A 12,367-nucleotide genomic window follows, 5' to 3' on the forward strand; every position below is an offset into this window, starting at 1 on the left:
AGAGGTCGTACGGCGAAAGCTCCACCACAACCCGGTCCTCGGGGAGGATGCGGATGTAGTGCTGACGCATCTTGCCGCTGATGTGGGCGAGTACCTTGTGCCCGTTGGCCAGCTCAACGCGGAACATCGCGTTGGGAAGTGCCTCAACAACGGCGCCTTCCATCTCGATGACGCCTTCTTTTTTTGCCATAACCTCTTCTTCGTGTCGCTTGGCTGCCACATCGACCCGTTCCGCCCACCCCACCCTGACCGCCCGGAGGCAGTCGTGGACATGGGGATACGGACCTAGAAAGGCCGACTCGCAATTCTACGCCGGAACAGGCGACAGACCCAAATCGAGGTCTGGGCTCAGCAGTCGACGCACCCGCTCCCGGCGTGGGCAGGTCAGGAAGGCAGGTCGGGCTCGGCCTCCCCTGACACCGTCACCGCGGCATGCACCCCAGTGCTCCAGCCGACGAGCCGACGATCGACGCGGCCCGACGCACCATCGTGGCAACAATCTGCTCCGTTGCAAGAAAGAGTCGTCAAAGCGCGATCTGCGCATGAAATCGTCGGGTTTCCGGCAGTTTCTGATTCGTTCTGCCCGCCAACGCAGACATAGCATTGATTCATTGCGTGCCTCGCTGCCGCGAGCTCACCCACGGAGGCCTCACGTTGACCGTTCTCGACACGCGCACCCCGAGCCGCGCCCAGCCGTCGGTCGCCCGGTCCGTACGTCGACGCGACTACGTGATGTGCGCGCCTGAGCATTTCAGGGTCGCCTACACGATCAACCCCTGGATGGATGCCGCCGACCCGATCGACGTCGGCCGCGCTCGGCTGCAGTGGGAGGTGCTGCGCAACACCTACCTGAGCCTCGGTCACCGCGTCGACCTGGTCGAGCCCATGCCCGGCCAGCCCGACATGGTGTTCGCGGCGAACGGCGGACTCGTGGTCGGAGGGCGCGCCTACGGTGCGAAGTTCCGGTTCCCCGAGCGAGCGGCGGAGGGCGCGGCGTACGCCGATTGGTTGCGCCGCCGTGGCGTGGACGTCGCCGAGCCCACGCACACCAACGAGGGGGAGGGCGACTTTCTCGCGCTCGGCCCGATGATTATCGCCGGTACCGGCTTCCGCACATCGCTCGAGGCTCACATCGAGGCCGCAAGTGTGCTCGACCGTCCGGTCGTCTCGCTCGAGCTTGTCGACCCGCGGTTCTACCACCTCGACACTGCGGTCGCGGTGCTCGATGACGGCAACGGTCCGGCGCCGGCCGACATCGCCTACTACCCGGCCGCGTTCAGCCGGCACAGCCAACGCACCCTGCGTGACCTGTTCCCTCACGCCATCTGCTGCAGCGAGGACGACGCGCGGGTGCTTGGCCTCAATGCCGTCAGCGACGGGCACCACGTCGTGCTCCCGTCCGCTGCTACAGGTCTGGCCGGTTCTCTGCGCGAACGCGGCTACACCCCTGTGCCGGTCGACCTCAGCGAGTTCATCAAGTCCGGCGGAAGCGTGAAGTGCTGCACGATGGAGATGCACCGCTAGGACGTTGGCACCCTTGCCACGGCCGCACAGCCAGGAAAGTCCCTGATTCGAGTCCCACACGTCCCATCTGTCACGTAGGGTGACTGCGTGTCGCGGCCTCGTATTGCTCTCGTTGTGCTACTTTTTGCCACCTTGCTGATGCCGGTGGCGCCGGCGCAGGCCTCCTCGACGGTTCAATGCTCTGGTTACTACTCCTGCGGCACCGTGAACTACACGAATTTCGGCTACTCAAGCCATCAGGGCACCAGCTACTGGAACATGTACACCGGCACGAACTGCACCAACTACGTGGCCTACCGACTCGTCACGACCAACAAGATGCCCAACGTCCGCCCCACGTCGGCCGTCGGCAACGCCCAGGACTGGGGCCGGGCGATGTCGTCCATCACCGACACCCGACCCCACGTCGGATCGGTCGCCTGGTGGGGCTACACGGGGCGCCACGTCGCGTACGTCGAGAGGGTCGTCTCCTCGACAGAGATCTGGGTCTCGGAGTCCAACTGGAGCGGCGCGTTCGACTGGCGCAAGATCACGAAGACCACTTCGGGCTGGCCCGACGGTTTCATCCACTTCAACGACCTGCAGCTACAGAACACCCAACGTCCCCGCATCTCGGGCACGGTGAAGGTGGGCGCCACCCTGACGGCCGGTGTCGGCGGATGGACGCCGACCGGATCGACCTACGGCTACCGGTGGCTCGCCGACGGTGTCGCCATCACCGGCGCAACGAGCAAGACCTTCACGCCCAGCGTCACGCAGCTCGGCAAGGGGCTCGCGGTCACCGTCACGGCCTTCCGGACCAGCTACCCCCGCGCGAGCGCCACCTCCCCACGCACCGTCGTGGCACCCGGCACGCTCCGCGCCGCCGAGGCACCCATCATCACCGGCACGGCCCGCGTCGACTCGGTGCTGACGGCCTCGTCCGGACGATGGACACCGGAAGCGTCGTCGTACGCCTACCAGTGGTCGGTCGACTCGTCCCCCGTCGCCGGCGCGACCAGCCCGACCTTCTCCCCGCGACCCGGTGACGTCGGCCATCGCATCACCGTCACCGCCACCGCCTTCAAGACGGGCTACGTACGGACCGGTTCTACGTCGACACCGAGCAGCGAAGTCCTTCGGGGCCGGATCTCATCACTCGTGAAGCCATCGATCTCCGGCACCCCGCGGGTCGGCTTGCGCCTCACCGCCAAGCCCGGTACCTGGTCCCGTCCGGGCCTGACGTACGCGTACCGGTGGGTCGCGAACGGCGTCGACCTCCCCGGGGCGACTCACCCGACCTACGTGCCGACCGCCAGCGACCTCAACAAGACGCTCGCCGTGAAGGTCACCGCAAGCCGCGACGGCTACACGTCGGCGTCCGCCCTCTCGCCGGTCTCAGGCAGGATCGCCCCCGGGACGCTCACAGCGACTTCCCGCCCCACCATCGCCGGTACCGCCAGGGTCGGCTCGCTGCTCACCGCGTCGACCGGCGCATGGTCACCGACGGCCACCTACTCGTTCCGGTGGTTCGCCGACGGGATCGCGATCGCGGGCGCGACCGAACGCACCTACCTCCCGACCAGTCGGCAGCTCGGGCACCACCTGCGAGTCTTCGTGACCGCGCGCAGACCAGGCTTCACCACGGCCACCTCAAGCTCGTACGGCACAGTCGAGGTCGCCTCCGGACGCATCGGCTTCACCACGGCACCCACGATCTCGGGCAGCGCTCGCCTCGGCTCAGTGGTTCGCGCCGTCCCCGGTACGTCGTCGCCCAGCACCCTGACCATGCGCTATCAGTGGCTTCGCGACGGCAAGACTCTGTCGGGAGCCACCAGCAGCGCTCATCGAGTCAACGTGAACGACCTGGGCAAGACCCTGTCGGTGCGCGTCACGGCATCCGCCGCGGGCTACGAGACCCGCTCCATCACCACGGCAAAGATCGGGCCCGCCAAGTCCACGTCGGCCATGACGGCCAGCACAACGCGCGGCACCGGCACCGTGACGTTCGTCATCCGGGTGACCGCGCCCGGCGTCGCTGCCCCGGACGGCAGGGTGTCAATCAGTTCCAACGCGGGCGTCGGCAACGCGGGCACGGTCCGTGACGGCTGGGCCACCGTCACGCTGACAAGGCAGAAGGCCGGCACCTACACGTATCACCTGACGTTCGGTGGCACCTCCACCGTCACATCAGCGCGCCTCATGCGGACGATCACCATCCGCTGAACGCACGGTCCGCGAAGCGCACGTGAGGCACCCGCACCCTCGTCTCACCCCGATAAGGTTGATACATGTCCCAAAGCCTGTCACTCGGACGCCGAGTTGCGCGCCGTCTTCGCGGATCTGCCAGCCCGACGTCACCAACACGCACCTCCGCCACGCCGTCAGTGGGAGCGTCGGGCATCCCGGGGCGCCTGCTGCGCGTGACCAACGCCCCCGACGGCGTCGAGCGCCAGCCGGAGCGTGAGGTCTCCGACCCGATGGAGGCCGCTGCCGTACGGTCGGGTTGGCTCCTGATCGACGCGCACGAACGCCTCAGCCGATCTGCCGCCGAGCGGGTGTTCGGTCACGAGGTCGACGCGTGGCACCAGTATGCCGAAGACACGATCCCCGACCTCGTGTACACCCTCCCCAACGGCAAGGTCCTGCCCCAGGAGTCCAAGAAGAACCGACTGCGGTTCCGCCGCATGACCGACATCGCGCAGCCCGGCGACCATGTCTTCGACGTCGGCTTCGGTCGCGGCATCCTCGCCGCCCAGCTCGTGAAGGCCCGCAACATCGCCAGCTATCACGGCATCGAGATCATCGACCGCAACGTACCCACCGCCGAGGCCCTGTTCGCCGTCAACGGGCTTGACGTCCCGATCCACCTCGAGGCGGGCGATCTGTTTGACCTCACCCGCGAAAAGATCGAGGCTTCCGGCGCCAACTTCGTCATCTGCTGCGAGGTGCTCGAGCACGTCGTCGACGCCGAGAAGGCCCTGCGCACCATCGCCGATGCGCTCCCCGAGGGCGCAGAACTACTGTTTTCGGTGCCACTGCACGGCCGCCTGGAGCGCGCATGGGGGCACCTGTCGGTGTTCGACGTGGCTCGCCTCAAGGACATGCTCGCGGGCGCGGGTCTGTACGCGCACCACGTCGAGCCATTGGCCAACACGTGGTCACTCATCGTCGCCTCGCGCGACCCCGGCCCGTCAGCCCGTGTGCGTGGCGCTGCCGGGCGTCCTGCGCAGAGCGTGTCCCGGCCCCTGTCGCTGCACCGCCACTTCGTCGATGTCCGATCGGAACAGATGACGTCGGTCAGCGGCACCGTCGTGCCCCAGGACGGCACGACAGTCACCTGCACCGTCACGTCCGGCGGTGGGGTGTCGTTCCCGGTGACAAGCCTGGAGTCGCTGCGGTTCAAGTTCTTGTTCACCGACGCCGCGCGGGTCACCCGATTCACCGCTACGGCCCACGCCGGCGACAAGACCGTCGCCGAGTGGGTCTGGACCACCAAGCCGGGCGAGACCAGCTCGAAGGCGCCCCTCCGCGTCTCCATGCGACCCGGCGAGGTCGGACAGGAGTTCATCTCCGGGCCCCACCGCGGTGTGACCAAGGCCGACCGCGTGCAGATCGTGGCAGAAGTGGCAGACGGCGCCTCAGCGACGTTTGCGTTGAACGCCGCATACCTGCCCTGATCTGGGACGTGCCGGCCGTGTCCTCGACCATGTCGCAGACGATCGCCGACAGGGTGACGTCGGACCCGCAGGATTCAGTGTCCGCCGAAGGGGATGCCGAGCTCTGCGAGGCGGGCCTCTCCCCCGTCCATCGCTGTCAGCACCCACGTGCCGCGATCGGTGAGGGTGAAGGTGTGCTCGTAGTGCGCGGCCCACTCGCCGTCGCTCGTCACCACGGTCCAGTCGTCGGCGAGTGTCCGGGTGTCGGACGATCCGAGCGTCAGCATCGGCTCCACCGCGAGCGCCAGACCCTTGACCAGCTTGTGACCCCGCCCCGGTCTGCCGTAGTTGGGGACGTTGGGCGGCTGGTGCATCGCTGATCCGATGCCGTGGCCCGTGTAGCCCTCGACGATGCCGTACTCCCCTGCGGCATCGACCGATGTCTCGACCGCGTGGCTGATGTCTGACACCCGACCGCCGAGACTCGCGGCGGCGATGCCCTGCCAGAGAGCTTCCTCGGTGACCCGCATGAGCTCGGTGACCTCGGTAGGCACCTCGCCGACCGCCACTGTCGTCGCGGCGTCGCCGTGCCAGCCATCGACGATGGCGCCGCAGTCGATCGAGATGATGTCACCATCGCGCAGCACACGCGGACCGGGGATGCCGTGCACGACCTCGTCGTTGACCGAGGTGCAGATGACTCCAGGAAAGCCGTGATAGCCGAGAAAGTTCGACGTGGCGCCCTGAGAACGAATGTGGTCACGGGCGATGGTGTCCAGCTCGGCGGTCGTCACGCCGGGGCGGACGCTGCGGCGAAGGACGTCCAGCGCACCAGCAACCACCAGACCAGCCGATCGCATCGACTCGATCTGGGCGGGGGTCTTGATCTCGACACCGCGATCGAACATGTCTAGCCCGGGAGCGCGTCGTCGATCCGTCGCGTGATCTCGTCGACCCCGCCCATGCCATCGACCTTGATGACCACTCCGCGGCTGCCGTAGACCTCGAGAAGGGGTGCCGTCTCGGCGGTGTAGACCTCTTGACGGTGACGGATGACAGCCTCACCGTCATCGGTGCGCCCGCTGGTCTCGGCCCGCTTGAGCAGCCGTTGGATGAGCTCCTCGGGATCAACCACAAGCTCCAGCACCCCGTCGAGCTGGGTACCGAGCTCCCCCAAGATGCTGTCGAGCTTGGCGACCTGGTCGACAGTGCGCGGGTAGCCGTCGAGGATGAATGCCGAGCCGGCATCATCCTCGGCGAGCCGCTCCTTGACCATGGCGTTGGTGACCTCGTCAGGCACGTACTCGCCAGCATCCATGTAGCGCTGCGCAGCCTTGCCGAGCTCTGTCTGCTGCTGAACGTTGGCGCGGAAGATGTCGCCCGTCGAGATGTGTGCGCCGCCGATGCGCTTGGCGAGCGCAACGGCCTGAGTCCCCTTGCCCGCCCCGGGAGGACCCATGATGAGCAGGCGCATTACTTGAGGAACCCTTCGTAGTTCCGCTGCTGCAGCTGGCTCTCGATCTGCTTGACCGTGTCGAGTCCGACGCCCACGATGATGAGGATCGTCGTGCCACCGAACGGGAAGTTCTGACTTGCGTTGAGCACCGCGATCGCGATCATGGGGATCAGTGCGATGAGCCCGAGGTAGAGCGCGCCAGGTGCCGTGATGCGGCTCAGCACGTACGCGAGGTAGTCCTGAGTCGGCTTGCCGGCTCGGATGCCGGGGATGAAGCCGCCGTACTTCTTCATGTTGTCCGCAACCTCCTCGGGGTTGAAGGTGATCGACACGTAGAAGTACGTGAAGAACACGATCAGCGAGAAGAACGTCAGCATGTACAGCGGGTGGTCGCCCCGGACGAAGTTGTCGTTGATCCACGACGCCCACGATGCACTGGAGTTGAACTGCGCCATCAGGGCCGGGAGGTAGAGCAGGCTCGACGCGAAGATCACCGGGATGATGCCGGCCTGGTTGACCTTCAGCGGGATGTACGTGGAGGAGCCGCCGAACATGCGGCGACCCACCATGCGCTTGGCGTACTGCACAGGGATGCGACGCTGGGCCTGCTCGATGAAGATCACCGCCGCGACGATCACGAGACCGATCATCACCACGATGATGAACGTGACCCAACCCTTCTGCTGCTTGATCAGCCACATGGCACCGGGGAAGGTCGCGACGACCTGCGTGAAGATCAGGATCGACATGCCGTTGCCGATGCCACGGTCTGTGATGAGCTCACCGAGCCACATGATCACGGCGGTGCCCGCCACCATGGTCAGCACGACCAGGAGGAACGACAAGATGCTGTCGTTGTTGTACAGGAGGTCGCCCGTCTCGGCGCCACCGAAGAGGTTTCCGCTGCGAGCGAGGGCCACGATGCCGGTCGCCTGCAGGATCGCCAGGCCCAGCGTGAGATAGCGGGTGTATTGCGTGATCTTGGTCTGCCCGGTCTGGCCCTCCTTCTTGAGGGCCTCCAGACGTGGGATGACGACGACGAGCAGCTGCAGGATGATGCTCGCGGTGATGTAGGGCATGATGCCCAGCGCGAACACCGTCAGCTGGAGCAGCGCTCCGCCGGAGAACACGTTGATCAGCGCGAAGAGGCTGCTGTTCTCGCCCGTCGACGAGGCCTGGACAGCGTCCCGGACGTTGCCGACGTTGATGCCCGGGGCCGGCAGGGTCGAACCCAGCCGGAAGAGGACGATGACGAACAGGACGAAGAGAATCTTCTTCCGCAGGTCCGGAGTCCTGAACGCGTGGACGAATGCGCTGAGCACCGCGATCCTCCTCTAGCACCGAAGTGCGTCGGTGTGACGACAAAGACAAAAGCGGGCCCGCGCCCGCAGCCTGACTCTAACAGTGACGAAACAGCCGGGGCAGGACAGCCGTCCTGCCCCGGACAGCATCAGCCAAGAATGGTGACGCTGCCGCCTGCTGCTTCGATCTTGGTCTTGGCCGAACCGGAGAACTTGTTCGCGGTGATCTGAACCTTCACGGTGATGTCGCCCTGACCGAGCACCTTGACGGGGCGGCCCTTGCGGACGGCGCCTCCGGCAACCAGTGCGGCCACGTCGATGTCGCCACCGTCGGGGAACAGCTCCTCGAGACGGTCGAGGTTGACGACCTGGTACTCCTCGCGGAACGGGTTCTTGAACCCCTTCAGCTTGGGCAGTCGCATGTGGATGGGAACCTGTCCACCCTCGAAACCGACGGGTACCTGGTAACGGGCCTTGGTGCCCTTGGTACCGCGACCGGCGGTCTTGCCCTTGGAGGCCTCACCGCGACCCACACGGGTCTTGGCGGTCTTGGCTCCGGGGGCGGGGCGCAGGTGATGCAGCTTGAGCGCCATGTCAGTCAATCTCCTTCAAGTCGACGAGGTGCGGGATGGACTCAGCCATGCCGCGGATCTCGGGACGGTCTTCCTTGACGACGACGTCGCCGATGCGCTTGAGACCGAGCGAACGCAGGGTCTCGCGGTGTTTCGGCTTACGACCGATGCCGGACTTGGTCTGGGTCACCTGGAGACGCGCCATCAGGCACCCACTCCGGCGTCAGCCTTGGACTTGGCGTCAGCGATGCCTTCCCTGCCGGCACGGAGAAGGGCTGCCGGGGCAACCTCCTCGACGGTCAAGCCACGACGCGCAGCCACCATCTCCGGCGACTCGAGCAGCCGGAGGGCCGCCACGGTCGCGTGGACGATGTTGATGGCGTTCGACGATCCGAGCGACTTCGACAGGACGTCGTGGATGCCCGCAGCTTCGAGCACGGCGCGCACCGGACCACCGGCGATGACGCCGGTACCGGGCGACGCAGGACGCAGGAACACGACGCCAGCCGCCTTCTCGCCCTGCACCGGGTGCGGGATGGTGCCCTGGATGCGAGGAACTCGGAAGAAGGACTTCTTGGCCTCTTCGACGCCCTTCGCGATCGCGGTGGGGACTTCCTTGGCCTTGCCGTAGCCGATGCCGACCTGTCCGTCGCCGTCACCGACGATGACCAGCGCGGTGAAGCTGAAGCGACGACCGCCCTTGACGACCTTGGCGACACGGTTGATCGTGACGACCTTCTCGATGTACTGCGACTTCTCGGCTCCGCGGTCGTTACGACCCCGGCCTCCGCCTCCGCCACCGCGGCGCTGCTGCCCGCTCATGCGGCACTCCTCATGGTTGAGAACATTTCAGTGTCTGTCATCCGAATTCCTGTGATCATCAGAACTCCAGTCCGCCCTCGCGAGCGCCGTCGGCCACAGCCGCCACGCGTCCCGCGTACTTGTTCCCGGCGCGGTCGAAGACGACGCTGGCGACACCCGCGGCCTTGGCACGGTCGGCAACGAGCTCGCCGACACGCTTGGCCTTGGCAGTCTTGTCATCGCCCGACGAGCGCAGATCGGCTTCCATCGTCGATGCGGAGACCAGGGTGTGGCCCTCGAGGTCATCGACGATTTGCGCAACCATGTGCTTGCTGGAGCGGGTCACGACGAGGCGAGGACGCTCTGCCGAACCTTGGATCTTCTTGCGGCCACGAATCTGGCGACGCATACGCGACGCGGTACGACCCTTGGTGCTCTTGTTGTGCCTGATCGAGATTGCCATGGCTTACTTACCGGCCTTTCCGACCTTGCGGCGGACGTGCTCGCCGGCGTAGCGCACACCCTTGCCCTTGTAGGGCTCGGGCTTGCGGATCTTGCGGATGGTTGCTGCCACTTCACCGACGACCTGCTTGTCGATGCCATGGACGGCGAACTTGGTCGGGGACTCGACCGTGAACGTGATGCCGTCCGGAGCCGTGACCGGCACCGGGTGGCTGAAGCCAAGGTTGAACTCGAGCGCGCCCGGGCCCTTGGCGAGGACGCGGTAACCAACGCCCACGATCTCGAGCTTCTTCTCGTAGCCATCGGTGACACCGACGACCATGTTGGAGATCAGCGTGCGAGAAAGGCCGTGGAGCGCCTTGCTGCGACGTTCGTCGTCGGGACGTTCGACCGACAGGCTGCCGTCGTCGGCGCGGGAGATCGTGATCGGCTCCGCGAGACGGTGGGCGAGCTCACCCTTGGGGCCCTTGACGCGAACGTCCTGGCCCTCGATCGTGACTTCGACGCCGGACGGCACCGTGACGGGAATCTTGCCAATGCGTGACATGTTCTCCTCCGCCCTACCAGACGTAGGCGAGGACTTCTCCGCCTACGCCCTTCTTGTTGGCCTGGCGGTCGGTGAGAAGACCCTGGCTTGTCGAGATGATCGCCACGCCGAGGCCGCCGAGCACCTTGGGCAGGCCGGTGGACTTCGCGTAGACACGAAGACCGGGCTTGCTGATGCGGCGGATACCGGCGATGGAGCGCTCACGGTGCGGGCCGTACTTGAGCGTGATCGTGAGCGACTTGCTCACCTCACCCTCCTTGGGCTCCGCGACATCGATGCTGGTGATGTAGCCCTCCTGCTTGAGGATCTCGGCTACGCCGGCCTTGAGCTTGGAGTACGGCATCGACACGCTGTCGTGGTACGCCTGGTTGCCGTTGCGGACACGCGTCAGCATGTCTGCGATCGGATCGGTCATTGTCATAGTTCGTGTGTTCCATTCCTGCCATGGTTTCCTGCGCCCGACGGGTGCGGACCTGTGGCTTTCAGTGGTTGCTGGCTACTTGAGGGGACGTGTTACCAGGAGCTCTTGGTGATGCCCGGCAGCTCGCCGCGGTGTGCCATCTCGCGAAGGCAGATACGGCAGAGGCCGAACTTCTTGTAGACCGAACGGGGTCGGCCGCAGCGCTGGCACCGGGTGTAACCGCGGACCGCAAACTTGGGCTTGCGGGCGGCCTTGACCTTGAGACCGGTCTTCGCCATGTCAGTTCTCCTTGCTCTGCATTGGTCTACTTCTCCGCATACGGGAACCCGAGCAGCTTGAGCAGCGCGCGTCCCTCGTCGTCGTTGGTCGCCGTGGTGACGATCGTGATGTCCATGCCGCGTGATCGGTCGATCTTGTCCTGATCGATCTCGTGGAACATGACCTGCTCGGTCAGACCGAACGTGTAGTTGCCGCGACCGTCGAACTGCTTGGGCGAGAGCCCACGGAAGTCACGGATGCGCGGGAGCGCGAGCGTCAACAGACGATCGAGGAACTCCCACATACGATCTCCGCGCAGCGTGACGTGCGCGCCGATCGGCATGCCTTCACGCAGCTTGAACTGGGCGATCGACTTGCGGGCCTTGGTGACCTGCGGCTTCTGACCCGTGATGGCGATGAGGTCGCGGAGTGCGCCTTCGATCAGCTTGCCGTCACGGGCAGCCTCACCGACGCCCATGTTGACGACGATCTTGGTGAGGCCGGGAACCTGCATGACGTTGGCGTGGTTGAATTGCTCGCGCAATGCCGGCACGATCTCGGACTGGTAGCGAGTCTCCAGTCGAGGAGCCGCCGACGTGGGCGTGGACTCGGTTGTCGTCTCGGTCATCAGATCTCCTTTCCGGTCTGCTTCGAGATGCGCACGCTGCGGTGCGCCGTGTAGGTGGAACCGTCGGGACGGCTCTTGGTGACCTCGTCGCGGCGGTAGCCGACGCGAGTGGTGGTCTTGCCACCCTTGGCATCGACGAGCAGCATCACGTTCGAGATGTGAATCGACGCCTCGCTGGTGATGATGCCACCCGTGCTCGCGCCACCGGCCTGTCCGGCCTTGGTGTGACGCTTGACGCGGTTGACGCCCTCGACGATGACGCGGTCATTCTCGGCGATCACTTCGATGACCGAGCCTGTGACGCCCTTGTCCTTGCCAGCGATGACCTTGACCTGGTCACCCTTCTTGATGCTGACGGTGCCTTTGCGGGCCATGTCAGAGCACCTCCGGTGCGAGTGAAATGATGCGCATGAACTTCTTGTCGCGAAGCTCGCGCCCGACCGGACCGAAGATGCGTGTTCCACGCGGGTCTCCGTCGGCCTTGAGAATGACGGCTGCGTTCTCGTCGAACTTGATGTACGAACCATCGGGACGACGGCGCTCCTTGACGGTGCGCACGACGACAGCCTTGACGACATCACCCTTCTTGACGTTTCCGCCGGGGATGGCGTCCTTGACAGTGGCGACGATCGTGTCGCCAATGCCCGCATAACGCCGACCTGAACCGCCGAGGACACGGATGCAAAGAATTTCCTTCGCTCCGGTGTTGTCGGCGACCTTGAGTCGCGACTCCTGCTGAATCATCCGTCGTCTCCTACT

At 65.6% G+C, this 12,367-nt stretch carries 17 protein-coding genes; 3 read left to right on the top strand and 14 right to left on the bottom strand.

Annotated elements, in window-relative coordinates; all coding sequences use genetic code 11:
• A partial coding sequence (gene infA, locus H7290_RS12610) for a translation initiation factor IF-1 (protein ID WP_290514366.1) occupies nt 1-190 on the bottom strand: 190 nt, incomplete at its 3' end.
• 464 nt (nt 191-654) lie between these two features.
• On the opposite strand from infA, the gene ddaH reads away from it, so the two are divergent.
• From ddaH to H7290_RS12625, 3 genes are all read left to right on the top strand, one after another.
• On the top strand, nt 655-1,524 hold the full coding sequence (gene ddaH / locus H7290_RS12615) for a dimethylargininase (RefSeq protein WP_290514367.1): 870 nt from the start codon (nt 655-657) through the stop codon (nt 1,522-1,524).
• Between the two features lie 204 nt (nt 1,525-1,728).
• Nucleotides 1,729-3,729: a CHAP domain-containing protein gene (locus H7290_RS12620; RefSeq protein WP_290514368.1), complete on the top strand. Its 2,001-nt coding sequence runs from the start codon at nt 1,729-1,731 to the stop codon at nt 3,727-3,729.
• Nucleotides 3,730-3,794: 65 nt separating this feature from the next.
• Nucleotides 3,795-5,183, top strand: coding sequence for a class I SAM-dependent methyltransferase (locus H7290_RS12625; protein WP_290514369.1), 1,389 nt, complete (start codon nt 3,795-3,797; stop codon nt 5,181-5,183).
• A gap of 74 nt (nt 5,184-5,257) precedes the next feature.
• Here the strand turns inward: H7290_RS12625 and map are convergent, their stop codons facing one another.
• The 13 genes from map to rplN form a co-directional block, all read right to left on the bottom strand.
• On the bottom strand, nt 5,258-6,070 hold the full coding sequence (map, locus tag H7290_RS12630) for a type I methionyl aminopeptidase (protein ID WP_290514370.1): 813 nt from the start codon (nt 6,068-6,070) through the stop codon (nt 5,258-5,260).
• Between the two features lie 2 nt (nt 6,071-6,072).
• Nucleotides 6,073-6,636 (bottom strand): adenylate kinase, encoded by a 564-nt coding sequence (locus tag H7290_RS12635; RefSeq protein ID WP_290514371.1) that lies wholly within the window; start codon nt 6,634-6,636, stop codon nt 6,073-6,075.
• Nucleotides 6,636-7,940 (bottom strand): preprotein translocase subunit SecY, encoded by a 1,305-nt coding sequence (secY, locus tag H7290_RS12640; RefSeq protein ID WP_290514372.1) that lies wholly within the window; start codon nt 7,938-7,940, stop codon nt 6,636-6,638. Before secY ends, H7290_RS12635 begins: the two co-directional genes overlap by 1 nt.
• Before the next feature lie 128 nt (nt 7,941-8,068).
• The gene (gene rplO, locus H7290_RS12645) at nt 8,069-8,512 is read right to left on the bottom strand and encodes a 50S ribosomal protein L15 (protein ID WP_290514373.1); all 444 of its coding nucleotides are present in this window, start codon (nt 8,510-8,512) and stop codon (nt 8,069-8,071) included.
• Nucleotide 8,513: 1 nt separating this feature from the next.
• On the bottom strand, nt 8,514-8,696 hold the full coding sequence (gene rpmD, locus H7290_RS12650) for a 50S ribosomal protein L30 (RefSeq protein ID WP_290514374.1): 183 nt from the start codon (nt 8,694-8,696) through the stop codon (nt 8,514-8,516).
• Nucleotides 8,696-9,313: a 30S ribosomal protein S5 gene (rpsE, locus tag H7290_RS12655; RefSeq protein ID WP_290514375.1), complete on the bottom strand. Its 618-nt coding sequence runs from the start codon at nt 9,311-9,313 to the stop codon at nt 8,696-8,698. Before rpsE ends, rpmD begins: the two co-directional genes overlap by 1 nt.
• 58 nt (nt 9,314-9,371) lie before the next feature.
• A complete protein-coding gene (gene rplR, locus H7290_RS12660) occupies nt 9,372-9,755 on the bottom strand; it encodes a 50S ribosomal protein L18 (RefSeq protein ID WP_290514376.1) in 384 nt (127 codons plus the stop codon).
• Between the two features lie 3 nt (nt 9,756-9,758).
• Nucleotides 9,759-10,301, bottom strand: a complete 543-nt coding sequence (gene rplF / locus H7290_RS12665) for a 50S ribosomal protein L6 (RefSeq protein ID WP_290514377.1) — start codon at nt 10,299-10,301, stop codon at nt 9,759-9,761.
• 13 nt (nt 10,302-10,314) lie between these two features.
• Entirely contained in the window at nt 10,315-10,722 is a 408-nt protein-coding gene (gene rpsH / locus H7290_RS12670; RefSeq protein WP_290514378.1) for a 30S ribosomal protein S8, read from the bottom strand.
• A 92-nt stretch (nt 10,723-10,814) separates the two neighbouring features.
• Nucleotides 10,815-11,000 carry a type Z 30S ribosomal protein S14 gene (locus tag H7290_RS12675; protein ID WP_056209415.1) on the bottom strand — a complete coding sequence of 62 codons (186 nt, stop codon included), beginning with the start codon at nt 10,998-11,000 and terminating at the stop codon, nt 10,815-10,817.
• A 26-nt stretch (nt 11,001-11,026) separates the two neighbouring features.
• Nucleotides 11,027-11,608 carry a 50S ribosomal protein L5 gene (gene rplE, locus H7290_RS12680; RefSeq protein WP_290514379.1) on the bottom strand — a complete coding sequence of 194 codons (582 nt, stop codon included), beginning with the start codon at nt 11,606-11,608 and terminating at the stop codon, nt 11,027-11,029.
• Nucleotides 11,608-11,982 carry a 50S ribosomal protein L24 gene (rplX, locus tag H7290_RS12685; RefSeq protein ID WP_290514380.1) on the bottom strand — a complete coding sequence of 125 codons (375 nt, stop codon included), beginning with the start codon at nt 11,980-11,982 and terminating at the stop codon, nt 11,608-11,610. The genes rplE and rplX overlap by 1 nt, the downstream gene beginning before the upstream one ends.
• Before the next feature lies 1 nt (nt 11,983).
• Entirely contained in the window at nt 11,984-12,352 is a 369-nt protein-coding gene (rplN, locus tag H7290_RS12690; RefSeq protein ID WP_056209423.1) for a 50S ribosomal protein L14, read from the bottom strand.
• Between the last annotated feature and the right edge of the window lie 15 nt (nt 12,353-12,367).

The sequence above is a fragment of the Aeromicrobium sp. genome, from assembly GCF_014378035.1.
Classification (GTDB): domain Bacteria; phylum Actinomycetota; class Actinomycetes; order Propionibacteriales; family Nocardioidaceae; genus Aeromicrobium.

Coding starts and splice junctions, on each gene's coding strand:
- H7290_RS12625 (WP_290514369.1), top strand. CDS start 3,795: ATGTCCCAAAGCCTGTCACTCGGACGCCGAGTTGCGCGCCGTCTTCGC.
- map (WP_290514370.1), bottom strand. CDS start 6,070: ATGTTCGATCGCGGTGTCGAGATCAAGACCCCCGCCCAGATCGAGTCG.
- H7290_RS12635 (WP_290514371.1), bottom strand. CDS start 6,636: ATGCGCCTGCTCATCATGGGTCCTCCCGGGGCGGGCAAGGGGACTCAG.
- rplO (WP_290514373.1), bottom strand. CDS start 8,512: ATGGCGCTCAAGCTGCATCACCTGCGCCCCGCCCCCGGAGCCAAGACC.
- rpmD (WP_290514374.1), bottom strand. CDS start 8,696: ATGGCGCGTCTCCAGGTGACCCAGACCAAGTCCGGCATCGGTCGTAAG.
- rpsE (WP_290514375.1), bottom strand. CDS start 9,313: ATGAGCGGGCAGCAGCGCCGCGGTGGCGGAGGCGGAGGCCGGGGTCGT.
- rplR (WP_290514376.1), bottom strand. CDS start 9,755: ATGGCAATCTCGATCAGGCACAACAAGAGCACCAAGGGTCGTACCGCG.
- rplF (WP_290514377.1), bottom strand. CDS start 10,301: ATGTCACGCATTGGCAAGATTCCCGTCACGGTGCCGTCCGGCGTCGAA.
- rpsH (WP_290514378.1), bottom strand. CDS start 10,722: ATGACAATGACCGATCCGATCGCAGACATGCTGACGCGTGTCCGCAAC.
- H7290_RS12675 (WP_056209415.1), bottom strand. CDS start 11,000: ATGGCGAAGACCGGTCTCAAGGTCAAGGCCGCCCGCAAGCCCAAGTTT.
- rplE (WP_290514379.1), bottom strand. CDS start 11,608: ATGACCGAGACGACAACCGAGTCCACGCCCACGTCGGCGGCTCCTCGA.
- rplX (WP_290514380.1), bottom strand. CDS start 11,982: ATGGCCCGCAAAGGCACCGTCAGCATCAAGAAGGGTGACCAGGTCAAG.
- rplN (WP_056209423.1), bottom strand. CDS start 12,352: ATGATTCAGCAGGAGTCGCGACTCAAGGTCGCCGACAACACCGGAGCG.